Source organism: Marinobacter iranensis, assembly GCF_029207565.1.
GTDB classification, from domain to species: Bacteria; Pseudomonadota; Gammaproteobacteria; order Pseudomonadales; family Oleiphilaceae; genus Marinobacter; species Marinobacter iranensis.
Map to the genome: position 1 here is coordinate 435,879 of NZ_JANCMW010000002.1, position 23,082 is coordinate 458,960.

Below are 23,082 nucleotides of genomic sequence, written 5' to 3' on the forward strand. Positions count from 1 at the left end.
CAAGACGTATTTCCTGTGAACTGAGTGGTGATTATGGACAGTATCCGTTTCAACTTTCCCGCCCCCGCGATCGATGACAGTGTCGATAGCCTTCGTATGGATGTCCGCTCTTTCCTGCAGGAAGAGATTCGCAATGGCAGCTTTCGCCCCGGCACGGACTGCTGGTGTGCGGGTATCGATCCGGAATTCAGCCGTAAACTCGGAGAACGTGGCTGGATTGGTGTGACATGGCCAAAACAGTATGGTGGCCGTGAACTCAGTGCACTGCACCGTTACGTGATTACCGAGGAGCTGCTGGTTGCTGGCGCGCCGGTCCATGCGCACTGGATTGCCGATCGTCAGAGCGGTCCGCTGATCCTGGCAACGGGTAGCGAGGAAATGAAGCAGACCATACTGCCTCGTATTGCCGCTGGCGAATGTTTCGTGGCACTGGGGCTCAGTGAGCCGGAATCCGGTTCGGATCTCGCCTCGGTTAGAACCCGTGCCCATCGTGTTGAAGGTGGCTGGGAAATTACGGGAACCAAACTCTGGTCCTCCGGCGCCCAGAGTTGCCAGTACATGACGGTATTGGCGCGCACCGGAGAGCGGAACGAAAAGAAGCGTCACGAGGGGCTGACGCAATTCCTGGTTCCGTTGGACTCCCCGGGAGTAACGGTTCGCGGCATCCGCGACATGAGTGGCGTGGAACACTTCAATGAAAGTCATTTCGAGAAGGTGTTCGTCGCCGACGATGCCGTACTCGGTTCGGTCGGTGAGGGCTGGAAGCAGATTACCAGCGAACTGGCGCTGGAACGGTCGGGGCCGGAACGTTTCCTGAGCACCTTTGTTGCCCTTGAAAAGTCGATTCAGCAGGGTGCTGCGTCGATGGAAGGGCATCAGGCCAGGGTTGTCGGCAGCATACTGGCCCGTATCCGGGCACTGCGTGCAATGTCACTGGGTGTGGCGGCCTTGCTCGGGCAGGGGCAATCCCCCGATGTGGAGGCGGCCCTGGTGAAAGACCTGGGGACGCGTCTGGAGCAGGACATTATCGAGCGTTTACGTGAGTTCTGGCCAATCCAGCTAAAACAGAACTTCGGTGACGAGCTGCAGTATCTCCTCTCCGATAGCCTGTTGCGCCAACCGTCATTCACCCTGCGCGGGGGAACCAATGAGGTGCTCAAGGGCATTGTCGCCCGGGGCATGGGGTTGAGGTAAGCCACCCTGCGTAAAATCCGAATGACTGATGATCAATCAGAGGATGTGATATGGAGCAAACAGACCAACTGATTCTTGATACGGCCTACAGGCTGTTTTCCGATCATTGTGGGGCCGAAGTGGTCAACCAGGCGGAGATCGGTGAGCCCCCGGGAAAATTGCATGATGCGGTGATGGCGGCAGGCCTCCCATTGGCCTGGGTACCGGAGAAAGCCGGTGGTGTGGGCGGCTCTCTCGCCCTGGGGTTTAATCTGATTCGTCAGGCTGCCAGCTTTGCCGTTCCGGTGCCGCTGGTGGACACCATGGTTGCCAACCTTGTGCTTGCCGAGAGTGGGCTTGAGGTAGCGGACACCTGGGCTGCCCTGGTGTTTGACGGTGGTCAACTGCCGGTCGTTGATAACGGGACTGTCACTGGTGTGGTTAACAATGCGCCGGGAGTGGTTAGCGGATCACTGCTGGTGGTTCCCGTTTCCGACCAGGGGCTGGTCAGGGTTGCCACGTTTGCTTTCGATAATCTGGCCATAGAAGAAAGTGAGAGCCTTGCAGGCGAGGCCCGGGCCAGGGTGACGATGGAGGGTGCGAGCCCGGTACAGCTTTCCCCGGTTGTTGATGGCATGACTGAAGACGGACTCAGGCAATTCTGTGCCCTGGTACGAGCCAGTCAGATCGCCGGCGCTTTTGAAAAGATAACCGGGTTGACGGTGGGGTATGTCAAGGAACGGCAGCAGTTTGGTCGCCCCCTGGGCAAGTTCCAGGCGATTCAGCACAAAGTGGCGGACATCGCCGGTGAATGCGCTCTGGCCAATGCCGCCGTTGAGCAGGCGATCCGGATGCTGTCGGAACACCACGAACCGTTCAGTGGTGATAACGTGGCTTTTCTGCCAGTGGCGACCGCCAAGGTGGTGACCTCTGAAGGCGCTGCTACGGTGTCCCGATTGGCGCATCAGTCCCACGGTGCCATGGGCTTCAGCTTTGAATACCCGCTGCAGCAATACAGCCGCCGCATCTGGAGCTGGCGTGAGGAATACGGGTCGGAGTTCTACTGGTCCGAACGCATCGGCATGAGTGTGGCCAATGACATCTGTCATGGCCGTGCGGAAGCTGGTCAGGTCTGGGATATTGTGTCCCGTTAGAAACGACAGGGAGAACCGATGAAATCGTTTGATGATGTTGCGATTGAGTGGCACGACCACGTCGCCGTGGTGGAAATTCGCCGGCCACCTTTGAATTTTTTTGATGTCCGCCTGATAGAGCACATTGCGGAATGCTTCGAGTCTCTGGAGCAGGACAGCCAATGCCGTGCAATAGTGTTGGCAGCCCAGGGGAAAGCGTTCTGCGCAGGCGCCGATTTTTCGTCAAGCGGCAGTGATCTGTTCAAGGCGGATTCGGATAACAGTGCGATCACTTTGTATAAGGCCGCAGCGCGGCTTTACGCTTGCAAAAAACCGGTGGTGGGTGCCATCCATGGCGCCGCGATTGGCGGTGGTCTGGGGCTTTCACTGGTGCCGGATTTTCGTGTGGTTTGCCCGGAGACACGGTTCGCTGCCAACTTCGTCAAACTCGGTATTCACCCGGGCTTTGGTATTAGCCTGGTGTTGCCTCGGTTGATTGGCCAGCAACGGGCCAATCTGATGCTGCTGACCGGTCGCCGGATCAAAGGTGAGGAGGCGCTGGAGTACGGCCTGGCCGACCTACTGGTACCGGCGGACCAGGTGCGGGAGGAGGCCATCGCACTGGCCACAGAAATCGCCCAGTGTGCTCCCCTTGCGGTGGAATCCACCAGGGCAACACTGCGGCATGGGCTGGTGGAGGAACTCAAGAGCCGGCTGGAGCACGAGTTTGCCGAGCAAGTCTGGTTAGCCCGGACCAACGACCATAAAGAAGGGATGGCAGCGGTCACAGAGCGCCGCGAGGGCAACTTCACGCGGTCCTGAGTTTTAGGTGTCGGATTACGACTTCGCCTAATCCGACAAACCAACTGCTTACTGTTCTCCAGTCACCCGTGCCTTGGCCGATTCGTATTCATCACGCAACCTGCCGACTGTGTCCGCCACGGACATTAACTGGGTAATCCCGCCAACACCCTGGCCTGCGCCCCAGATATCCTTCCAGGCTTTACTCTTGCTGCCGCCTCCGGAGCCAAAGCTCATCTTGCTTTTGTCTGAGGAGGGCAGGTTATCAGGGTCCAGCCCTGCCTTTTTTATGCTGCCGCGAAGGTAGTTGCCATGAACCCCGGTAAAGAGGTTGGTGTAGACGATGTCGGAGGCGGATGACTCGAGGATCATGTCTTTGTAGGAGGGCTCGGCATTGGCTTCTTCGGTGGCGATGAAACGAGTCCCCATATAAGCCATGTCCGCTCCCATGACCTCGGCACTGAGGACATGGTTGCCTTTGGTAATGGCGCCGCCGAGTATCACCGGACCGTCGAAGAAGGTGCGGATTTCCGAGAGCAGCGCGAACGGACTGAGGGTGCCGGCGTGCCCGCCGGCCCCGGCAGTAACCAGGATCAGGCCATCGACGCCGAGGCTCAGGGCCTTTTTCGCGTGACGAATGTTGGTGACGTCGTGGAACACCAGGCCGCCATAGCTGTGAACGGCTTCTATCACCATCGGGTTGGCCTGCAGGCTGGTGATGATAATGGGTACCTTGTGTTTCACGCAGACCTGAGTGTCGTGCTCAAGGCGGTCATTGGTGGGGTGGGCAATCTGGTTGACCGCATAGGGCGCCACCTTGGCGTCGGGATTGGCGGCCTTGTACGCGGCCAGCTCCTCATCAATCTGCGTTAGCCACTCGTCCAGCTTTTCGGCCGGGCGGGCATTCAGTGCCGGGAAGGATCCGATAACGCCGCTTTTGCACTGTTCGATCACCATTTTCGGATTGGAGATAATGAACATGGGAGAGCACAGGACTGGCAATGTCAGCTTATCTTTGATGTTGTCTGGAAGACCCATGGAAAATTGCTCCTGAATGTTGTGTCCACACCGGGTTATAGCAAGGCGTAGAGGGTTATATACATGATGGCCAGCGCGCTGGCGCTGAACCATCCATTCCATTCGATGCCAAACCGTATCGGTGAGACATCCGAGAAACTGGAAATGAAACGCAGTGACGCGGTAAACGGAGAGGCGCCCGCAAAAATGGCCCAGGTAATGGCGATAACGGATGCCTGTACCAACGGGGAAATATCCAGATTGGGTATCTGCTGGAGTGCCCCGAGCATCAGCGTAACGGTGATGATCGCATTGATGCCGATAAACGAAAACGTAAGCATGATCAGGGATATGCAGACCATCAGTGTGGCGTTGCTGATGTCCGCCTGTACGAGGAAAGCACTGGCAGCTTCCGGATCAATTAACGGAATCAGAATCACCCCGATAAAACCGGAGGAGGTGAACAGCACAACCTCATTGCGCTGGTTGGTAAACGTTTCCGGGAAGGAACGTCGCACCCGACGCAGCAGCAACCCGCCTTTCACCCTGGTCCTGAGCCCCCGGTACTGGACCCAGATCCAGATGATGCCGATAACCGGTGCGCACATGAGCAGAGTCGAGAAAAGCTGCAGGCCGGTGATCTGTGCCAGCACATAGGCCAGCCCGGGAATCAGCGCCACCAGGAACACCAGGGGGATCAGCTGACCCAACCCCCCGCCACTGACCCTGTGAGTCTTTGGTTTGGGGTAAGAGAAACGGTCAAGAATGGCTCCCCAGAGGATGAATAACAGGGTCCAGAGTAACCCCAGCGGAGCGTATTGCTCCCAGGTCAGGTCGGGGATACCGGACAGGACCAGCAGCATGGTGACAGAGGTCGGAGCCCACAAGGGAACGCCGCAGAAACCTCTCAGAGTAGCCGTAAGCATTCGGCGGCGGCGGATGCCTCCGATCCGTTGGGTTTCCGGGTCGGACGACGGACGTATTGCACGGCGAATCATCGTGCCCAGCACATTCAGGGCACCGATGTTCAACATGACACTGAACAGATGGGAGCCGAAGGACATCAGCAGGTATCGGCGTCCCGGGGGCTGATTGACCAGTACCCTGCCACAACGACGAACCAGAGACGATGACTTGGCTGATTCACGCAATACCGCCAGGGAGGTCAGGAAGAAGGTGAAAAAGGCCGCACGGTCCAAACCCGCCGCCACGGTCGCGCCATCAATCATCTCCGCGAGCCAGAGACTGGTGGCGAGCGCCGGGGCGAGAATTGCAAATATCCGATAGGTGAGGTTGATCCGGGGCCACTGCAGCACCACGAACAACAGTAATGCGATACCCGCCACCGGGCTGGACCACTGAACCGGAGATAGCTCCCTGATGATCGCGCACGCCGAAATGGTAAGCAGGCTCACAGTGGCCAGATTCCGGCTCACCAGGGTGATGTCAGTGGTTCTGGGGCGACTCAGCGCGATGGTGCTCACGGTTATCCTTCCGGATTACTCGCGAAAAGTGACGGTATTTTCCATCAGTTCCCGCGTCGTGCGTGTCCGGTTGGCGTCTACCTCAGGGTCTTCGTAACCGAAGCTGATGCCAAGCAGAATGCCCGTCTGGTCATCGAGTTCAAAGGCTTCGCGCACCAGGTCAGGGTAGGCGCGCATGCTGCCCATGGCGCAGGAGCTGATCCCGAATGCCTGCATGGTGAGCATCAGGGTCTGAGCGTAAATGCCAACATCCAGTGCGATGGTTGAGCCAAATTGCCGGTCCATGCCGAGAAAGACGATATGGGGAGCGTCAAAGAGCTCGAAGTTGCGTCTGACGGCCCGCAACCGGCCCGCCTTGTCGTCCCTGGCGATGCCCATTTCGTTATACAGGGCAACAGCGCATTCAACCTGGCGTGTACGGTACTCGCCTTCAAAGCGGGAAACGTAACTGAAATCGGGGTTGCCGGGAACGGCGTCTTTCTGACGTTCAAGAAATTTCTGGCGGAGCTTCTCTTTCGTTTCGCCGGAAGCCACAAACGCCTTCCAGGGTTGCGTATTGCAGTTCGAGGGAGCCTGCTGGGCTATCTCGAATACATGTTCAAGAATTTCCCTGGGCACCGGCTCAGGAAGAAAGCCTCTGATAGAGCGTCGTGAGGTGACGGCGTCGATCAGCGGTATGGAAGGTTTAGCAGGGACCATGGTGTTCTCCGGAAAGCGCTTGAACGGTAGAGCGCCTACGTTAGCAAGTTAGTGCTTCTTATGGAAAAGCATATTTTCTATTGAATCTATACCTTAATTGTATAGGGTTGCAGTGCGACACCGCTTCGGAGTGGGGATCTGATTGGGGGCCGAATATTGGATGAAGATGTATGTTTCCTGAAGCAGGTGGCGCTAAACCCTAGCCAAATCTAGGTATCTAAAAACGGCATACCATCAATAAAATAATGGTTTACTAGCAAATAGGGAAATCGTTGACCTGTTCTGGTTGAGGGTTTAGGTTGATGCGAACTGCATATATTTTTTATAGCAGCTCATCTGTCGATGCTTTTTTGTGTTGGCAGGTTAACGTCGAAACAACAATAACATCGGGAGACATCTATGATTTTTCGTCCAGCAAGTCTCGTGCGGCCCCTGACGGCTTCTCTGTGTTCCGCCGCTCTCGCATTAGGAGTGAGCGCCTCTGTTCATGCGGCTGATGTCCAGCTTCCGGATACCATGACCTGGTCCTCATATGATGTCGGGTCCGCCGGTTATGCCGAAGCCTCTGCGATTGCGGATGCGTTTGGCAAGGAGTATGGCACCCGTATTCGTATCCAGCCTTCCGGTTCGGCGATAGGGCGCTTGCAGCCTTTGCTCAGTGGCCGTGCTAGTGTTGGTTTTCTTGCGACTGAAACGTTCTTTGCGGCGGAAGGGGTGCATGATTTCTCGACTCGCCGCTGGGGGCCGCAGAACCTTCGGGCAATCGCCGGACGGCCTTCGTCCATCGGCATTTTTACCGCCGAGGATGCCAATATCAATTCGCTGGAGGAACTGAAAGGCCACCGCTTCGCCTATGTGGCGGGTAACCCCTCCATCAACGTGAAGTGCGATGCCATCCTGTCGTTTGCCGGCCTGACCCGGGACGACGTGGATGCGGTGATGTTCCCCACTTACGCCAGCGCCATGAGCTCCCTGGCGCGAAACGAGGCCGACGCCTCCTGCACCACCACCACGCCGAGCCATGTCTATGAGCTGGCCGAGTCGCCGCGGGGGATTCGCTGGCTGAACATGGACCCGAACGACAAGGAAGCCTGGGAAAAAATCAGCGAAGTGGCGCCCTTCATGGCCTCCTATACCGAGACCATCGGTGCGGGCATTAGCAAGGAGAACCCGGTGAACATCGTGGCCTACCGTTATCCGGTCCTCGCCGTTCGTGCCGACACTACCGCCGATGAGGCGTATAACATGCTCAAGGCGGTGGATGAGACTTATCCGATGTACAAGGATGCCACTGCGGCAATGCCTCGCTGGGATATCAACCTGTCGGGTGTTCCTGCCATTGATGTGCCTTTCCACGAGGGTGCGATTCGTTATCTGAAGGAGAAGGGCATCTGGACGGAGGAGCATCAAGCCTGGAACGATGCCCGTACTGCTCGCCTGAATGCGCTGCTGGAAGCTTGGCCGAAGGCCGTTGCCGAAGGGGAAGGCAAGAGCGACGAGGAGTTTGCCAAGATCTGGGAAAAGCATCGCCAGAAAGCGCTCGGAGCGCTCTGATCGTTTAGCTGTTTGTTATGACTTGGGCGGCGGTGCCTTGCAGGTGCCGCTGCCCACGATTTTAATTCCGGAGCATTTTCTAACATGACTTCTCCGCAAGGCGCTGATACCCGAAACAATACTCCTCAACCCCAAAGCTCTGGCAAGGGGCGTCTGCGTGGGGTTGGATATTGGATAGTAATGGCTCTTGGGTCTATCGGGTTGCTCATGGCGATCAACCAGACCTTTAATCTCAAGTTTCTGGGTTTCCAGCCACTGGGAAACTCCTACCTTTATTACCTGATCGGGATATTTCTGGCTGCGGCTTTCCTCTGTTTTCCGGCTTGGTCCGGTGCCCGAAATCGGATCTCCTGGTACGACTGGGGACTTGCAACGTTGGCACTGGTCTCCTGTGGCTATCTGGGCTACCACGGCCTGACCATGATCAATATGGGTTGGGAGTATTTTGCACCGATAGAAGCCACGATATTCTCCGGCATTCTGCTGGTGCTAGTGCTTGAAGGGGTGCGTCGCTGCGGGGGGTGGCCACTGCTGGCCGTGTCTTTGTTCTTTGGAAGCTATCCGTTATACGCAGACAGTATGCCCGGCTTTCTTTGGGGCAATCAGTATGAGCTGCCGGAGCTTCTTCGTGCTCACGTCATTGGCGTGGAAAGTATTATTGGTATTCCCATGCAGGTGGTTGCGCAGTTGGTCATTGGCTTCGTGGTGTTTGGCTCCATGCTCACCATTACCGGCGGAGGCGACTTCTTCATGAAATTTGCTACCGCGCTGATGGGACGCAGCCGGGGCGGCCCGGCCAAGGTATCGGTGTTGTCCAGCGGCATTCTGGGCAGTCTGTCCGGCAGTGTTATTTCCAATATCCTTACCACCGGCCCCATCACGATTCCGACGATGAAAAAAACCGGCTATCCGGCACACTATGCCGGTGCGGTGGAGGCGTGTGCATCCACCGGGGGAACTCTGATGCCGCCAGTGATGGGTGCGGTTGCCTTTATCATGGCGTCGTTCCTTGGTGTGGCCTATGCGGAAATCATGATCGCAGCCTTCCTCCCGGCTTTGCTTTTTTACCTGGCACTACTGTTCCAGGTCGATAACTATGCCGCCCGCCGGGGCCTCAAGGGCTTGCCGGAATCCGAGATTCCTTCCCTTAAGGAAACTCTGAAGGAGGGCTGGCCCTATCTACTGTCGTTGATAATGCTGATCTATATGCTGCTGGTGATGCGGCTTGAAGCCTACGCGCCTTACTATGCCTCGCTGGTTCTGTTCGGGGTTGCCTTGTTCAAGCGAGACTACCGCCTGAACTGGACTCGTGCCAAAGCTTTTATTAGGGATTTGACCACCAATGTTTCCAATCTGGTGGCGATTCTGGCGGGTATTGGGTTGGTTGTTGGCGGGCTGTCTTACACCGGAGTGGCGGGCGCATTCTCGCGGGAGCTGCTGCTCTACGCTGATGGCAGTATACCGCTGATGTTGATTGCCGGTGCAGTCACTAGCTTTATACTTGGGATGGGTATGACTGTTAGTGCCTGTTATATTTTCCTGTCGATCCTTTTAGCACCGGCTCTGGTTGAAGCCGGCCTGAACCCGATTGCCAGCCACCTGTTCATTCTTTACTGGGGCATGTTGTCGTATATCACTCCACCAGTATCCCTTGCCGCTATAACCGCTGCGGGGGTGGCCGGTTCCAACGCGACCAAGACCGGCATCTATTCCATGCGGCTGGGGGGCATTCTTTTTATTCTGCCATTCCTCTTTGTTGTAAATCCTTCTCTTATTCTACAAGGCGATATTGAGCGAATTCTCTTATCGGCAGGAACCGCGATTGCTGCAATCTGGTTAATTGCATCGTCGATGGAAGGCTATCTTTATCGGGTCGGAATTATTGGCTGGCCCTTGAGGATCATGGCACTTGCTGCGGGTGGACTGATGATTTATCCGGACATCGTCACTGAAGTCCTTGGTTTTGGGTTGGTAGCGGTGATGTATCTTGGCAAACATTTTCTCGGAGCATCTAAGGCGCCCGTTTACAAGAACTGAGCCTGAAAGCCGTAAAAGGATGAGTGAAGATGATTGATAAACGGGTAGCGTCTTTCCGGGATGCTGTTGCGGATATCCCGCATGGAGTGAGCGTTATGATCGGCGGGTTCCTGACGCCGACCGGTTACGGCACCAGCCTGGCAGAAGGGAAGGAAACCCGGGTTATTGATGGCAAGGGCTATGTTCTTGAAATGCCGTTGCACGCTGATTTTGCACTGGTGCGGGCAGAATATGCGGATCCGTGGGGGAACCTGACCTATAACACGGCGGCGAGGAACTTTAATCCGATGATGGCGTCGGCCGCGAAGACAACCATTGCCGAGGTCGGGATGATGCGCGGCGGTCATCTGGATATTGTCGTGCTGGGTGCTTTCCAGGTTTCTTCAGGCGGGGATATCGCCAATTGGGCGACGGACAATGAAAAGTTCCCGCCTGCAGTCGGTGGCGCCATGGATCTCGCGGTTGGCGTCAGAAAGCTGTTTGTCGTGATGCGCCATGCCACCTAGAGACAACGCCTTTGCGGACGTGCAGGCGCTCACTGGTGCCCGGTTGTTGCCACCAGCCTGAACGCCCATGATTATCCATCCAGACAGTTACAGTCAATCGCGCTCCGTTCTCGCCTATCTGACTCTGTTTACCGGTATAGCAACCGTCGTTCCGGGCAATGCGGCTGTAGCAACCATTTTTGCCTGTCTCTCGATTGTGCTGGGCTGGGGAAACCTGAGGGCCGTAGGGCGGGTGTTGTTCTTCTTGATCCTGGTTTTTACCCTGTTGGCCTTGTCTTATGAGCCTGCTGCTTTACCCAAGGCCGCGGGCAACATGGCACGAATCGGTGCCCTGATTATTACGGTGATGCTGTTGTCCGCCGTTCTGGGGCAGTCCAATGATCTGAAAGTTATCTCCCGCAGCCTGTTTGCCGGTAAATCACTGTTTCGCTATCTGGGTATGACCTTCGGTACGGCATTGCTGTCGGTTCCACTGAACTTCGGGGCGGTTGGGGTGGTGGCGACCATGGTCGGCGTTCAGGTTAAGGAGCAGGGCGACAGTGCCCTGGCTCGTAATGCTGCACGTGCGGTGGTGCGTGGTTTCGGTGCGTCGCCCATGGCCTCACCGCTGTCGATATCCATTGTGATGACCGTCACCTTTTTGCCGGACCTGTCGAGCTGGAAGTTGATCGCCGCGGGGTTGCCAATCGCCATTTTGTTCCTGGTGAGCGGTGTCCTGACTAGGGAGGAGGAACCGCCCCTGGAGGATGTGGCAATAGCTCCGACGGCAGAACAATCCGCGTTGTTTCCCTGGTTCAGATTTGTAGCCATTATTGCACTGATCTGCGCGGGAGCGTTTGTGCTCAGCGCGAAGGTGGGGCTGGTCTACTCCCAGTCAGTGACTCTGAGTTGTCTGACAGCCGTCATCATTGGTCTGTTCTATCGCAGGGTTGCCGATGGTGTGGTGTCATTGCCATCACTGGCGGGCATGAATAACGAGCTGGTGATTATGGGAGGCTCGTCTTTTCTGGGTGGGATCATCGGGACGTTTGCCCTGAGCTGGTTGGGTATGGATTTCAGCCTGCCCGTCTGGGCCTATCCGTTGGTAGCCATCGCCGTACCCTGGCTGTTTTTTATCGGTGGTGCGATCGGCGTTAACCCTATTATTTCCGGAACCTTGTCAGGGAGCATTCTCGGGCCTATCTGGCCTGTGTACGGGTTGTTGGGGTTAGGTCTGGGCATGGTCACCGGCTGGGGAATTACCGTTGCCGGCACCCCGTATTCCGCCAACTCCCTGCTGTTGGAGCGTTGCACGGGCTACAACGCTCACACGGTGTCCTACGGCTGGAGCCTGAGGTTCTCGCTGGTGGCGCTGATGACCAGCAGTCTGGTATGCGCGGTTTTGACGCTGCCGTTGTGATGGCCTGACGACGGGAACTCGGATTTCCCGCCTTTGCCGTTATTTCAGACGTGCCCGGCCACCTTGTGGGGCACATAATGGGCCTCCAGAGAGGCTTTTTCTTCCTTGCTCAGTTTCAGTTCCAGAGCGGAAAGTGCCTCTTCAATATGGCCCGGCGTGCTGGCTCCGATGATGGGGGCAGTGACCACGGGATTGGCTAGTACCCACGCCAACGCAACCTGCGCCATGGACGTGCCGCGGTTGTCGGCCACTTCACGGAGGGCGGCGATGACAGGTTGGTCAACATCACTGCCAAGGTGCCATTTGCGGGTATTCTCATCCGTGCGCGCCCGTGCGGTTTTACCGCCCTTGCCCTGGACGGTTTTTCCGGCCAGGACACCCCGGGCCAGCGGACTCCAGGGAATCACTCCGATGCCCTGGTCGGCACATTGCGGCAACATTTCCCGCTCCTCTTCCCTATAGATCAGGTTGTACATCGGCTGCATGGTTACAAAGCGGGTCCAGCCATGCTTCTCGGCAGTGAACTGCGCCTTGGCAAATTGCCAGGCAAACATGGACGATGCGCCGATGTAACGTGCCTTGCCAGCTTTCACAATATCGTGAAGCGCCTCCATGGTTTCCTCGATGGGGGTGTGGTAGTCCCAGCGGTGGATCTGATAGAGGTCAACGTGGTCGGTTCCCAGGCGCTGCAGTGAATTATCAATGGCGGCCATGATGTGTTTTCTCGACAGGCCCCGGTTGTTAGGACCTTTCCCCATGGGATTGAATACCTTGGTGGCAATAACCACGTCTTCGCGCGACGCGTAATCCAGTAATGCCTTGCCTACAACACGCTCCGATTCCCCCAACGAATACATGTCAGCGGTATCAAAAAAGTTGATGCCAGCATCCAGGGCCTGCTTTATAAACGGCCGGCTGGCCTGTTCGTCCAACACCCATTCCCGCCACTTCGGCGAGCCGTAGGTCATGGTGCCGAGACACAGTGCAGAGACGTTCATGCCAGTGGTTCCAAGGCGATGGTAGTTCATGATTTGGCTCCTTTAATAGCTGACCCGGACAAGAGTAACTGAAAGCGTCGATACTGGGGCCCGCCCCATATTTGTATTGCCTTAACGGGGTCTTAATAAATGGCGAATTGTGCGTTGCTGAATCAGTGGTAGGTTTGATCAGGACAACAACAATTCCGAGGACAGCTTATGTTACGTAAGACACTTTTTTCCATTACTTTCGCTATAGGGCTTGCTTCCGCTGTGTCAGTTCAGGCAGATGGCATCGAAATAGGTGCAGTCTTTCCGCTCAGTGGACCTAACGCCACTTACGGCGACATTTTTATGTCTGGCGCAGAGTTGGCGGCCAGGCATGTCAACGAAGACGGAGTGTTGACAGGTGACCTGAACATTCTTTACGAGGACAGCCAGGCCTTGCCCCAACAGGGCGTTGTCGCGATGAACAAGCTGGTCAATGTTGAGGGCGTTCCCTATGTGCTTTCGGCTTTCACCGGGGTCTCCAAGGCAATTTCCACGTTGGCCCGGCGCAGCCAGACGGTGGCGGTAAATGGTGGTGGAGTTGGCCCTGATCTGGCGGAGTTGGGTGACTATTTCTGGAACGTTATTCCCCTGGCGAACAACGAAGTGGGGGCCTTGGCCAGGTATGCGGTGGAAGACCTGGGTCATAAACGGTTTACTCTGGTGTATGTCGACGATCCCCTTGGGGAGTCGATTCTCAACGAATTGGAAAAAACCTTGCCTCCACTGGGTGCCGAGCTAGTCGAGTCTCATTCCATTGCTGCTTCAGCTCAACAGTTTAGCGGGGTGGCGGCACGGGTTCGCAGCAGCAATCCGGATGTGGTCTATGTGGCTTCCTACGGATCCCAGCAACTGCAGATCGTTAAACAGTTGCGGGATAATGGTGTAAAGGCGCGGATTGCCAGTTACTCAGCGTTCTCGGTTCCTGAGCTGCAAGCGCAAGCAGAAGCCCAGGGGGCGTTGTTTACGACCCAGAGCATTGACTGGGACTCTGAAGACCCGGTCACCAAACGCTTTGTAGACGATTACCGGGCGGAGCATAACAAGAACCCGACCTCCTATATTGCCAACTACTACAACGCCGTAAGAGTGTTTGCTCTTCTTGCTCAGGCTCTGGAGGAGCAGGGCAAAGAGATTACGGGCGCCAATCTGCTGGCCCAGCGCAAGGCGACAGATACCTTTGAGCTGGTCGGTGGCGAGGTTTCCTTCCAGGAGAATGGCACCCTGTTGGCACCGATTCAGGTGCTCAAGGTGGACGGCTCCGGCAGCGGGAAAGTGGTTTCTGTCAAGGCTGCGGACTAAGGGGCTGTCATGCTGTTTCTGCAACTCCTTGCCAACGGTTTGCAGGTGGGGGCGATCTACGCCCTCACAGCAGCCGGCTTTTCGCTGATCTTTGGTTCTACCAAGATATTCCATTTTGCCCACGGTGCCACGTTCGCTATTGCCGCGTACCTGTTCCACTTCGCGTTGGCCGGGCTGGGTTTGCACTGGACCTTTGCGGTCGCGGTGGCAGCATTCAGTGCGGTGCTGTTCGGTGTGCTGCTGGATCGCTTGATGTACGCGCCGATTCAGCGCCACGAAGGTTCATTCTTCACTGTGTTCGTGGCCTCCTTTGGTATCGGTATTGTGGTGCAAAATCTGCTGGGTAGTGTGTTCGGGCGAGGCTTCATGTCTGTTGCCACACCCCTGAGCAACTCTGTGGAGGTCATGCCGGGGCTCTACCTGTCGCCGCTCAACGGGCTGGCCATCGTGTCTGCCATTGTCTGCTTCGCGGCGCTGCATTTCTTCCTGACCCGTACCTTTGTGGGCAAGGGGTTGCGAGCCCTGAGCGAGAATCCGGAGCTGGTGCGTATGTTCGGGCTCAGTCCCCGTCGGCTGTCCACTTACGCCTTTGCCCTTGGCTCCCTGCTGGTGGTGCCTGGTGCCATCTTCACGGCTGCTGGTACCGGTATCAATCCGGCTGTTGGCCACCATGTCATGTTGATCAGCCTGGCCGCGACCATTGTAGGCGGTATTGGCAGCCTCCGTGGCGCTGCCTGTGCCGGCCTGCTGATCGGTGTGGCAGAGAACCTGGCGTTGTGGAAGCTGGGCACCCAGTGGAGCGAAGCCATGACCTTCGCGATCCTGTTCTTCTTCATCATTTTCAAACCGTCCGGTTTCTTTGGGCGGGCGACGGTTTCGTGAGGCGCTGACATGACGGCTTATATACTGAACTTGCTGGTCCTGATCTCGGTTTACGCGATCCTTTCGACCACACTGAATTTTATAATCGGCTACGCCGGTATCTTCTCTCTGGCGCATGCGGTGTTCTTTGGAATTGGTGGCTATACCGCAGCCCTGGTGGCAATGAATGTGACCCCGGAGTTTTTTGTGGCAGTACCCGTTGCCATGGGTGCTGCCGCTGTAACGTCCCTGCTGCTGGCGCTACCCGCTCTGCGGGTACGGGGCGAATACTTTGTGGCAGCCTCCCTGGGGCTGCAGGTGCTGGCCGTCACCCTGTTCTCTGAATGGAAGAGTTTTACCGGGGGTATTGGTGGAGTCATCGGGATTCCCGCTGTGGAGCTGTTTGGCTATCCGGTTTATAAGCCCTGGCAGTTCCTGCTGATGTCCCTGATTTGCCTGGCAACTATTATCGTTATTACCCGAACTCTGGTGCACACCAGCTTCGGCCGCAGTCTCAAAGCATTGCGGGACAGTGAATCGGCCGCATTAGCGTCTGGCAAGAACATAACGGTGATCAAAACTCTCTCCGTTGTACTGTCTTCGTCGCTGGCAGCGGCTGCCGGTGCACTCTATGCCTTTTACATGAGCTTTATCAATGTCGAGAGCTTCATGCTGGATACCTCGGTGCTGGTGATGGCTATGGTCATTATTGGAGGCACCGCCACCATTCTAGGTCCGCTGTTGGGCGCGGCGTTGCTGATGCTCATTCCCAGCGCCCTGACTTACTTGTCATTCCTGCCTCAGACCGAAATCGGGTCCATTCAGCAGATGGTTTACGGCATGGCCATGGTGTTGCTGATGATTTTCCGCCCTGGCGGCATTGTGAGTTCACACCCGGGAGGTAGCAAATGAGCACGCAGTTAAATATAGCTCAGGAGACCGCAAAGCCTGTTCCCGGTTCCGGCTTTATAGGGTCTACGGATGACCAGGATGTGTTGCTGGAGATCAGTAACCTGAGTAAGAACTTTGGTGGTCTGCAAGCAATTAATGATGTTTCCCTGAATCTGCGGGCGGGCATCATCACCACTCTGGTCGGCCCAAACGGAGCCGGTAAAACCACCCTGTTCAATATGATTACCGGGCATATCCCCCCCACTGAAGGCAATGTGCACTGGCAGGGCGAATCGGTCATTGGCAAGGCGCCCTGGAAAATTGCCAGGCAAGGGATTGCCAGGACCTTTCAGGATCTTCGGCTGTTTACCCACATGACGGTGGAAGAAAACATCCTGACCGTGATGGAGCCGGGTTCCTGGCTCTGGCAACCGGGTGGAAAATCCCGCAAGGCCAGGCGATACGACAAAGTGAGCCAGATTCTCGAGAGAACCGGGCTGACTGACAAGCGCCACACCCGTGCGCTTGACCTGGCCTACGCGGAGCGCAAGTTCCTGAGCCTTGCCCGGATCATGGCGACGGATTCCCGTTTGTGGCTGCTGGACGAGCCGGCATCCGGGCTTGATCCCAACTCCTATAACCTGTTCCTGAGGTTGCTTCGCGAAGAAGTCAAAGAGGGTATTACCGTCTGCATCATCGAGCACAATCTGGACATTGTGGTGAACATTTCGGACCGCATTGCTTTCCTCGACCAGGGCAAATTGCTGGCGGATGGCGAGCCGGAAACCATCCTGAACGACCCGGCTCTGGCCGCGATTTACTTCGGGGAGAGATAACCATGACAGACAAAATACTCGAGGTTGAGAATCTGGTGGTCGGTTATGGTGGTCGCCCCGTTCTGACGGGCATCAATGTTAACCTCAACGCCAACGAAGTGCTGTGCCTGATCGGTCACAATGGTGCGGGCAAATCCACGCTGCTCAAATCCATTTTTGGTCTGGTGCCCCACGAAGGTGGTCGTATTGTGTTCAATGGTAAGGCGGCAGTCACGGAGCCCCGGGCCATGACCATGGCCGGTATGTCCCTGGTGCCGGAAGGCCGTGGTGTGTTCCCCGACATGACCGTGGAGGAAACTATGAGCCTGGGCATGTGGGCAGCCGGGGTTCCGGAAAAAGATCGGACGGACAGAATCGATTGGGTGCTGTCGATTTTGCCGGTTATGAAAAAGTTTTATCGGACCCGAGCCGGCAATTTGTCGGGTGGCCAGCAGCAGATGGTCTCTATTGGCCGGGCGCTGCTCAGTCGCCCTCGCTGTTTGTTGATGGACGAGCCATCCATCGGCCTGGCGCCAAAGCTGTTCCAGGATCTCTGCGGTCCGATCCGCGAACTGCAGCAGAAAACCGGGATGTCGATCCTGCTGGTGGAACAGAACGTCAAGGAAGCCCTGAAAATCTCCGACCGGGTAGTGGTGATGAAATCCGGGCAGATGACGTGGGAAGGCCTGCCGGATGAGCTGAGCGACAACAAGAAACTGATGGAACTCTACTGATGTCGAAGAAGCTGACATTGACCGCGTTGACGACGACGCAACTGGAGCAGGCGCCAGACGCTTGTGCCCTGGTGGTGGGTGATCGTCACATTAGCTATGCCGAGTTGGATCGGATGGCGCGCTCAGCGGCTGCCTGGCTGCGTGGGCAGGGGATTAGCCAAGGCGACCGGGTGGCAGTATGGCTCGTCAACCGCCCGGAGTGGTTGGCGCTGATGCTGGGTTTGTCCCGCATCGGCGCGGTACTGGTGGCGGTGAATACCCGTTACCGCACGGCGGAACTGCAGCATATCCTGTCCGCTTCCGGAGCCCGTATGCTGATCATGCAGTCCCGCTTTCGGAAGATCGATTTTCAGACCCTGCTGGAAGATGTTGAGTCGGGCGACGTACCAGATCTCGAAGCCATTGCAGTCCTTGAACCAGCTGCAGAGATGCCGCAGTTGGCCGGATGTTCAACGCTGCCGTTCCCGGATCTGGACGACTCCAATGCGCCCGATATGGCTGACAGCTCCAGCGAGAACGACCTGGCTATGCTGTTCACCACCTCGGGCACCACGAAACTGCCAAAACTGGTGATGCACACCCAGCGTTCCCTTGCCAGCCACGCTGACTGCGTGGCCCGGGCATTCCGGTTCGATCAGCCCGGCGCTGGCCTGCTCGCTCCCCTGCCATTCTGCGGAACCTTCGGGCTGGTACCGGTGATTACTGCGCTGGCGGCAGGCATACCCATCGCGGTAATGGAGACCTTTGAAGCGAAACCTGCCGTTGAACTTATCCGAAAACACCAACTGACCCACTTGTTTGGCAGTGATGAGGTGTATCGGCGCATTCTTGATGCCATGCCTGAAGACTCCAGGCTGGATAGTCTCCAGGTGTGTGGCTTTGCTGCGTTCCAGACGGGGGCAGAGGATCTTGTCAGATTGGCAGACGCCCGGGGCATCCCGTTGGCAGGTGTCTACGGCTCCAGTGAGGTACAGGCCCTGTTTTCAATACAGGCTTGGCAAGAGAGCGCGCAGGAGCGGTGCAGGGGGGGAGGATTTCCTGCCGACCCGAACGCACAGTTAAGGGTTCGCGATACCGAATCCGGTGAGTTACTGGCATCGGAACAGAACGGTATTCTGGAAATCCTCGCAACAGGTAATTTCTCGGGGTATTTCAATGATCCGGGTGCCACCTCCGGGGTCATCGACCAGGATGGTTTCTTCTCTACCGGAGATATTGGCTACCTGCGAACAGATGGTTCATTTGTCTACCAGACCCGACAGGGAGATGCGATCCGCCTGAGTGGATTTCTGGTAAACCCGTCAGAAATCGAAGATGTGTTGAGGGGCTGCCCGGGTGTTGTCGAAGCTCAGGTAATTGGGTCGGACGTGGACGGCGTGCAGTCCTGTGTGGCGTTTGTGATTGCTGAACCGGATAGCAATGTGGATGCTGACGGTGTCCTTGCCTGGCTCAAGAACATCATCGCCCCGTTCAAGGTGCCAGCACGAATCTGGTTCCTGGACGCCTTCCCAGTCACTGAAAGTGCCAACGGCGTCAAGATTCAACGGGCGAAGCTGAGAGAAATGGCTGCCCGGCGTGACCGGAGTGTGAACACTTAATCTGATGTTGAACGTCAGTCTACAGATATCGCGACTGCAGGATTTCACAGAATTCGCGGGCGAAAGTTGGAAGGGCTTCGAAATTTTCCGCGCAGAGCTGGAAATTACGCTCTGCCCAATTATCGGTTAATTTGATCTGTTTGATATTGCGGGTGCCTTTGTGGCGGGCAAATCCCAGCTCAGGAATAATCGCGACACCCACGTTGGCGGCCACCATGCGATAGATGGCGTCGTAGCTCGCTACCTGAACACGAATGTTTAGCGTTGCATGCAGTTTTTCTGCTTCTTTCATCAGAAATTGGTGAATGGCTGAGCCTTCCAGTAGCGAGATCAGAGGATAGGGCAGGCATTCTTCAAAACAAATATTGTCGAACTTGGCAATGGGATGATCCATTGGGCAGATCACCACCAGACGGCTCCTGGCGAAAGGCAGGGTTTGCAAGCCGGCGGTTATAACGTTACCTGAAACAATGCCAAGATCTGCACCGCCTTCCCTGACCGTACGAACGATCTCTTCGCTGAGCTTTTCTTTCATTTCAACATGCACGTTGGGATGCGACTGCAGGTACTCGCCCAGGATATTGGGTAGCAACTCGGTGATGGCCGTGGTGTTGGCGAGAAGCCTGAGCTGCCCGGTGATGCCGTGGGCAAATTCCTGGAGATCTCCACTGAGTACTTCCAGTTGTGAGGTGATTTTGCGCGCATGATGCAGGTAGACCTTACCCTCGTTGGTAAGCTTCACTCCCTGGGGATTTCGTTGTAGCAGCTTCAGTCCGAGATGATCTTCCAGGTTACGGATGCGGTTGCTGGCTGCGGGGACAGACATGTGGCATTGCTCGGCGCCCCTGGAGAGGCTCTCGGACTCGGCGATCTTGATGAACAGCCGAAAATCCGTCAGGTCATACTTTATAGCCATTTTTACCCCGGTTATCGGAAATCACAATTGTTAAGCTAAAGGATTTCGATGGGTTTGGCCATAAAATGTCCTCGTGGCCCTGGGTTGAAAGTGCCGATGCTCAGGTTTGGACCTCGTAGAGGGATACCGAAAGTAAAATATCAGAGTTTCTGGTGTGGTCTATTTATAATATGTTTAGTGAGTTTTAATGTTTGGTTAATAGCATTATGTTGAAGACATAATGTCGGCGTTTTAAGGGATTGTTAAGGGTGGGTTTGGTTTTTTTGCATTGACATAATTGTTGCCGCTGAAAGATATTGAGCGTTAATTGAATGTTCGTGGTTATTTCAATTAAGCGACTGAAATAACTATTACAAGTAATATGAAAGGTGACAGTTATGATTCAGACTCGAAAGATCGGTGACGCCAAAGTTACCAACGTTATCGAGTATTCAGGTCCCACCCACGATCCAGCCTTTCTGTTTCCAGAAGCAGAGCGTGCCGATATCGACCGGCTGGAGAGTGAAATGGCGCCCAACCATTGGGTGCCCCATATGGGTAAACTGATAGTCACCATTCAATTCTGGATCGTTCAGACCGGCACAAGCATTATTGTAATCGATACCGGCGTAGGTAACTTCAAGCCCCGGGAAAGTATCCCCCGCATGCATATGCTTAATGGCCTCGTTCGTGAGTGGCTGGTTGCGGCAGGTGCAGCGCCTGAAGAGGTCACTCATGTGGTGATTACCCACCTGCATGCAGATCATGTGGGCTGGAACACTACTTGGCAGGACGGTCGCTGGGTACCCACATTCCCAAACGCGACCTATTATTTTCCCCTGGATGATTTCAACTTTTGCAAGGAAGGAAAGAACAAAGAGCCAGGCGTTATTGACGTGTTTGGCGACTCCTTTTTCGATAGCGTAATGCCAGTTGTGGATGCGGGGCTGGCAAAAATGATGCGTCCAGGCGAGGAAATCGCCGACTGTCTGACAGTGCACCCTGCCGAAGGTCATAGCCCGGGCCAGGTAACCTTCCGCCTGGAATCCAAGGGTGAGGTGGGAATATTTTGTGGTGATATTTTTCATAGCCCACTGCAGATCATGCGGCCCGAATTCAACTCTGGTTATTGCATCTGGCCGGAAAAGGCACGGGAAGTCCGTCTGAAAATGCTGAATGAAGCGGCTGACCAGTCTGCACTGCTGCTGCCGGTTCACTTTGGCGCGCCGTATTGCGGATACGCACGTCGCCAGGGTGACGGCTTCCTGTTTGAGCCGGCGACCTGGTAGTCGCTCGCTGGATTACCCAACCTGAATAACAGGATAGGGCCACCACTTTGAGTGCGTATGCCAATATTCGCGGCCCGGTAAAATACCTGAACTGCCCCTGAGTTGATTGTGCACCATTTTGACATCGTTAATTAAGTGTTAATTGAGTAAATAAATCTTCTGAATTGAATATTTGTTATTTGAAATGAAAAGGACAACCAATGATCAATAAACAGATTAGTGATCCGGGGGAAGCGATTTCCCGGATCAAGGATGGCAATACCATAGCCATCGGGGGCTTTGGCGGGGCCGGTTCTCCGAATGTACTGATCGATACGCTGATTACCCGCAGTGACGCAAAAAACCTCACGATAGTCAGCAACAATGCGGGTCAGAACGAAGAGGGCATTGCTGCGCTGTTGAAGGCAGGCAAGGTAAGCAAAATTGTCTGCTCGTTTCCCCGCATGAAGAATGCCTGGGTTTTCGAGGAACTCTATCGTCGTGGCAAGCTGGAACTGGAACTGGTTCCTCAGGGTAATCTGGCAGAACGGTTGCGCGCCAGAGGTGCGGGTATTGGTGCATTTTTCACTCCGACTGGTTATGGGACAGTCCTGGCCGAAGGAAAGGAAACCCGCGAGATCGAGGGTGTTCACTATGTGCTGGAACATCCGATAAAGGTCGATGTGGCCCTGATCAAGGCCAAGGCCGCAGACCGATTCGGTAACCTCACCTACAACAAGACCGCTCGCAACTTCGGACCGGTCATGGCCATGGCTGCGGATATCACCATTGTTGAAGTCAGTGATGTGGTGGCGGCAGGTGAACTGGACCCGGAAGCTGTCGTGACCCCGGGTATCTATGTGGATCATTTCTTCAAAGTCTGAGCTCGCTTTCATGTTAGCGGTATAAGGTGTGAATAATGAATACAGAAGAGAAAATGGCGCTGGCCGGGCGAGTGGCTGCGGACGTACCGGAAGGTGCTTATCTGAACCTGGGTATCGGTTTGCCCACGTTGGTGGCCAACCACCTGGGTGGCGAGGAGAAGGAGGTCATACTGCACACAGAAAATGGCGTGCTGGGCCGCTGGACAGACGCGCCGGAAGGTGAGCAGGATCCGGATTTGATTAATGCAGGCAAGGTGCCCATCAAATTATTGCCCGGGGCGGCCTTTTTCCACCACGCAGACTCCTTCTCGATGATGCGTGGTGGTCATCTCGACATTTGTGTACTTGGAGCATTTCAGGTTTCTGCCAGTGGCGATCTGGCCAACTGGCATACCGGTGACCCCCAGGCAGTGCCGGCGGTTGGTGGCGCCATGGATCTGGCCATCGGAGCCCGACAGACTTTCGTGATGATGGATCACGTGGATCGGGAGGGTAATCCCAAGATCGTATCTGAGCTGACCTATCCACCGACGGGGCTGGGCTGTGTGACCCGCATCTACACCAACATTGGAACGTTTGAAACCAGTCCGGACGGAAGCAAAGTGAAGGCTCTGTACATCGCTCCGGGGCTGACCCAGGAGCAAGTTCAGCGGCAGACCGGAGTCGAGATCGATTTCTCCCTCAACAAAACCCATGGAGAGTAACCATGCTATTTCTTGTCCAGATGAAAGTGAACCCACCCACCCACCTGGCTCCGGACGAGTTTGCGCGGATTAAGGAAGAAGAAAAGCAGCGCGCTTTGGAGATCCAACGCCAGGGGAAGTGGCCCCACCTGTGGCGGGTAACCGGCAAATATTCCAACGTAAGCGTATTTGATGTGGACTCGAACCAGGAGCTTCACGACCTGTTGACGTCTCTGCCACTCTTTCCCTTTATGGAGGTGAGCGTCACTCCGATGAATACGCACCCAAGCGCGCTGAGTGAGTAATTCTAAGGTTTAGACCCT

Annotated in this window: 21 protein-coding genes and 2 pseudogenes; 18 read left to right on the forward strand and 5 right to left on the reverse strand. The window is 55.7% G+C overall.

Annotated elements, in window-relative coordinates; all coding sequences use genetic code 11:
- The first annotated feature begins 33 nt into the window (after positions 1-33).
- The 3 genes from NLU14_RS05245 to NLU14_RS05255 are packed head-to-tail and all read left to right on the forward strand — an operon-like array spanning position 34 to position 3,128.
- On the forward strand, positions 34-1,194 hold the full coding sequence (locus NLU14_RS05245; protein ID WP_275705120.1) for an acyl-CoA dehydrogenase family protein: 1,161 nt from the start codon (positions 34-36) through the stop codon (positions 1,192-1,194).
- A gap of 50 nt (positions 1,195-1,244) precedes the next feature.
- Positions 1,245-2,327 (forward strand): acyl-CoA dehydrogenase family protein, encoded by a 1,083-nt coding sequence (locus NLU14_RS05250; RefSeq protein ID WP_275705121.1) that lies wholly within the window; start codon positions 1,245-1,247, stop codon positions 2,325-2,327.
- A gap of 18 nt (positions 2,328-2,345) precedes the next feature.
- Positions 2,346-3,128, forward strand: coding sequence for an enoyl-CoA hydratase/isomerase family protein (locus NLU14_RS05255; protein WP_275705122.1), 783 nt, complete (start codon positions 2,346-2,348; stop codon positions 3,126-3,128).
- 48 nt (positions 3,129-3,176) lie between these two features.
- Here the strand turns inward: NLU14_RS05255 and NLU14_RS05260 are convergent, their stop codons facing one another.
- The 3 genes from NLU14_RS05260 to NLU14_RS05270 are packed head-to-tail and all read right to left on the reverse strand — an operon-like array spanning position 3,177 to position 6,307.
- A complete protein-coding gene (locus NLU14_RS05260) occupies positions 3,177-4,145 on the reverse strand; it encodes an NAD(P)H-dependent flavin oxidoreductase (RefSeq protein WP_275705123.1) in 969 nt (322 codons plus the stop codon).
- Positions 4,146-4,180: 35 nt separating this feature from the next.
- Positions 4,181-5,608: a hypothetical protein gene (locus tag NLU14_RS05265; RefSeq protein WP_275705124.1), complete on the reverse strand. Its 1,428-nt coding sequence runs from the start codon at positions 5,606-5,608 to the stop codon at positions 4,181-4,183.
- 15 nt (positions 5,609-5,623) lie between these two features.
- Positions 5,624-6,307 carry a nitroreductase gene (locus NLU14_RS05270; protein WP_275705125.1) on the reverse strand — a complete coding sequence of 228 codons (684 nt, stop codon included), beginning with the start codon at positions 6,305-6,307 and terminating at the stop codon, positions 5,624-5,626.
- A 399-nt stretch (positions 6,308-6,706) separates the two neighbouring features.
- Here NLU14_RS05270 and NLU14_RS05275 point away from each other — a divergent pair, with 399 nt between their 5' ends.
- The 5 genes and pseudogenes from NLU14_RS05275 to NLU14_RS05295 all read left to right on the forward strand — a co-directional run bounded on the left by NLU14_RS05275 (position 6,707) and on the right by NLU14_RS05295 (position 11,803).
- Positions 6,707-7,861, forward strand: a complete 1,155-nt coding sequence (locus NLU14_RS05275) for a TAXI family TRAP transporter solute-binding subunit (protein WP_275705126.1) — start codon at positions 6,707-6,709, stop codon at positions 7,859-7,861.
- A 180-nt stretch (positions 7,862-8,041) separates the two neighbouring features.
- On the forward strand, positions 8,042-9,898 hold the full coding sequence (locus NLU14_RS05280) for a TRAP transporter permease (protein ID WP_275705368.1): 1,857 nt from the start codon (positions 8,042-8,044) through the stop codon (positions 9,896-9,898).
- Positions 9,899-9,993: 95 nt separating this feature from the next.
- Positions 9,994-10,212 (forward strand): annotated as a pseudogene (locus NLU14_RS05285) (CoA-transferase); the annotation flags it as partial.
- Positions 10,213-10,227: 15 nt separating this feature from the next.
- Positions 10,228-10,401: pseudogene (locus tag NLU14_RS05290) on the forward strand (CoA-transferase); the annotation flags it as partial.
- 70 nt (positions 10,402-10,471) lie between these two features.
- A complete protein-coding gene (locus tag NLU14_RS05295; protein WP_275705127.1) occupies positions 10,472-11,803 on the forward strand; it encodes a hypothetical protein in 1,332 nt (443 codons plus the stop codon).
- A gap of 44 nt (positions 11,804-11,847) precedes the next feature.
- Here NLU14_RS05295 and NLU14_RS05300 read toward each other — a convergent pair whose 3' ends face one another.
- Positions 11,848-12,831 (reverse strand): aldo/keto reductase, encoded by a 984-nt coding sequence (locus NLU14_RS05300; protein ID WP_275705128.1) that lies wholly within the window; start codon positions 12,829-12,831, stop codon positions 11,848-11,850.
- 168 nt (positions 12,832-12,999) lie between these two features.
- Between NLU14_RS05300 and NLU14_RS05305 the strand changes: the two genes are divergently transcribed.
- Genes NLU14_RS05305 through NLU14_RS05330 form a run of 6 tightly spaced genes read left to right on the forward strand, consistent with a single transcriptional unit; the run spans position 13,000 to position 19,029 of the window.
- On the forward strand, positions 13,000-14,130 hold the full coding sequence (locus NLU14_RS05305; protein ID WP_275705130.1) for an ABC transporter substrate-binding protein: 1,131 nt from the start codon (positions 13,000-13,002) through the stop codon (positions 14,128-14,130).
- Positions 14,131-14,139: 9 nt separating this feature from the next.
- The gene (locus NLU14_RS05310) at positions 14,140-15,012 is read left to right on the forward strand and encodes a branched-chain amino acid ABC transporter permease (protein ID WP_275705131.1); all 873 of its coding nucleotides are present in this window, start codon (positions 14,140-14,142) and stop codon (positions 15,010-15,012) included.
- Between the two features lie 9 nt (positions 15,013-15,021).
- Complete coding sequence (locus NLU14_RS05315) at positions 15,022-15,903, forward strand: branched-chain amino acid ABC transporter permease (RefSeq protein ID WP_275705132.1); 882 nt, start codon at positions 15,022-15,024, stop codon at positions 15,901-15,903.
- A complete protein-coding gene (locus NLU14_RS05320; protein ID WP_275705133.1) occupies positions 15,900-16,718 on the forward strand; it encodes an ABC transporter ATP-binding protein in 819 nt (272 codons plus the stop codon). Before NLU14_RS05315 ends, NLU14_RS05320 begins: the two co-directional genes overlap by 4 nt.
- A gap of 2 nt (positions 16,719-16,720) precedes the next feature.
- Positions 16,721-17,431, forward strand: coding sequence for an ABC transporter ATP-binding protein (locus NLU14_RS05325; RefSeq protein ID WP_275705134.1), 711 nt, complete (start codon positions 16,721-16,723; stop codon positions 17,429-17,431).
- Positions 17,431-19,029, forward strand: coding sequence for an AMP-binding protein (locus NLU14_RS05330; protein ID WP_275705135.1), 1,599 nt, complete (start codon positions 17,431-17,433; stop codon positions 19,027-19,029). The genes NLU14_RS05325 and NLU14_RS05330 overlap by 1 nt, the downstream gene beginning before the upstream one ends.
- Before the next feature lie 19 nt (positions 19,030-19,048).
- Here NLU14_RS05330 and NLU14_RS05335 read toward each other — a convergent pair whose 3' ends face one another.
- Positions 19,049-19,945 (reverse strand): LysR family transcriptional regulator, encoded by an 897-nt coding sequence (locus tag NLU14_RS05335; RefSeq protein ID WP_275705136.1) that lies wholly within the window; start codon positions 19,943-19,945, stop codon positions 19,049-19,051.
- A gap of 377 nt (positions 19,946-20,322) precedes the next feature.
- On the opposite strand from NLU14_RS05335, the gene NLU14_RS05340 reads away from it, so the two are divergent.
- The 4 genes from NLU14_RS05340 to catC all read left to right on the forward strand — a co-directional run bounded on the left by NLU14_RS05340 (position 20,323) and on the right by catC (position 23,064).
- Positions 20,323-21,213, forward strand: a complete 891-nt coding sequence (locus tag NLU14_RS05340) for an MBL fold metallo-hydrolase (RefSeq protein WP_275705138.1) — start codon at positions 20,323-20,325, stop codon at positions 21,211-21,213.
- 200 nt (positions 21,214-21,413) lie between these two features.
- Complete coding sequence (locus NLU14_RS05345) at positions 21,414-22,076, forward strand: 3-oxoacid CoA-transferase subunit A (RefSeq protein WP_275705139.1); 663 nt, start codon at positions 21,414-21,416, stop codon at positions 22,074-22,076.
- A 35-nt stretch (positions 22,077-22,111) separates the two neighbouring features.
- Positions 22,112-22,780: a 3-oxoacid CoA-transferase subunit B gene (locus NLU14_RS05350; protein ID WP_275705140.1), complete on the forward strand. Its 669-nt coding sequence runs from the start codon at positions 22,112-22,114 to the stop codon at positions 22,778-22,780.
- 2 nt (positions 22,781-22,782) lie between these two features.
- Positions 22,783-23,064: a muconolactone Delta-isomerase gene (gene catC, locus NLU14_RS05355; RefSeq protein WP_275705141.1), complete on the forward strand. Its 282-nt coding sequence runs from the start codon at positions 22,783-22,785 to the stop codon at positions 23,062-23,064.
- Positions 23,065-23,082 lie beyond the last annotated feature (18 nt).

Excerpts from the sequence above, each read along its gene's own strand:
- NLU14_RS05305 (WP_275705130.1), top strand. The coding sequence starts at position 13,000 with ATGTTACGTAAGACACTTTTTTCCATTACTTTCGCTATAGGGCTTGCT.
- NLU14_RS05340 (WP_275705138.1), top strand. The coding sequence starts at position 20,323 with ATGATTCAGACTCGAAAGATCGGTGACGCCAAAGTTACCAACGTTATC.
- NLU14_RS05255 (WP_275705122.1), top strand. The coding sequence starts at position 2,346 with ATGAAATCGTTTGATGATGTTGCGATTGAGTGGCACGACCACGTCGCC.
- NLU14_RS05245 (WP_275705120.1), top strand. The coding sequence starts at position 34 with ATGGACAGTATCCGTTTCAACTTTCCCGCCCCCGCGATCGATGACAGT.
- NLU14_RS05315 (WP_275705132.1), top strand. The coding sequence starts at position 15,022 with ATGACGGCTTATATACTGAACTTGCTGGTCCTGATCTCGGTTTACGCG.
- catC (WP_275705141.1), top strand. The coding sequence starts at position 22,783 with ATGCTATTTCTTGTCCAGATGAAAGTGAACCCACCCACCCACCTGGCT.
- NLU14_RS05310 (WP_275705131.1), top strand. The coding sequence starts at position 14,140 with ATGCTGTTTCTGCAACTCCTTGCCAACGGTTTGCAGGTGGGGGCGATC.
- NLU14_RS05320 (WP_275705133.1), top strand. The coding sequence starts at position 15,900 with ATGAGCACGCAGTTAAATATAGCTCAGGAGACCGCAAAGCCTGTTCCC.
- NLU14_RS05350 (WP_275705140.1), top strand. The coding sequence starts at position 22,112 with ATGAATACAGAAGAGAAAATGGCGCTGGCCGGGCGAGTGGCTGCGGAC.
- NLU14_RS05250 (WP_275705121.1), top strand. The coding sequence starts at position 1,245 with ATGGAGCAAACAGACCAACTGATTCTTGATACGGCCTACAGGCTGTTT.
- NLU14_RS05280 (WP_275705368.1), top strand. The coding sequence starts at position 8,042 with ATGGCTCTTGGGTCTATCGGGTTGCTCATGGCGATCAACCAGACCTTT.
- NLU14_RS05295 (WP_275705127.1), top strand. The coding sequence starts at position 10,472 with ATGATTATCCATCCAGACAGTTACAGTCAATCGCGCTCCGTTCTCGCC.
- NLU14_RS05330 (WP_275705135.1), top strand. The coding sequence starts at position 17,431 with ATGTCGAAGAAGCTGACATTGACCGCGTTGACGACGACGCAACTGGAG.
- NLU14_RS05270 (WP_275705125.1), bottom strand. The coding sequence starts at position 6,307 with ATGGTCCCTGCTAAACCTTCCATACCGCTGATCGACGCCGTCACCTCA.
- NLU14_RS05260 (WP_275705123.1), bottom strand. The coding sequence starts at position 4,145 with ATGGGTCTTCCAGACAACATCAAAGATAAGCTGACATTGCCAGTCCTG.
- NLU14_RS05325 (WP_275705134.1), top strand. The coding sequence starts at position 16,721 with ATGACAGACAAAATACTCGAGGTTGAGAATCTGGTGGTCGGTTATGGT.
- NLU14_RS05275 (WP_275705126.1), top strand. The coding sequence starts at position 6,707 with ATGATTTTTCGTCCAGCAAGTCTCGTGCGGCCCCTGACGGCTTCTCTG.
- NLU14_RS05345 (WP_275705139.1), top strand. The coding sequence starts at position 21,414 with ATGATCAATAAACAGATTAGTGATCCGGGGGAAGCGATTTCCCGGATC.
- NLU14_RS05300 (WP_275705128.1), bottom strand. The coding sequence starts at position 12,831 with ATGAACTACCATCGCCTTGGAACCACTGGCATGAACGTCTCTGCACTG.
- NLU14_RS05335 (WP_275705136.1), bottom strand. The coding sequence starts at position 19,945 with ATGGCTATAAAGTATGACCTGACGGATTTTCGGCTGTTCATCAAGATC.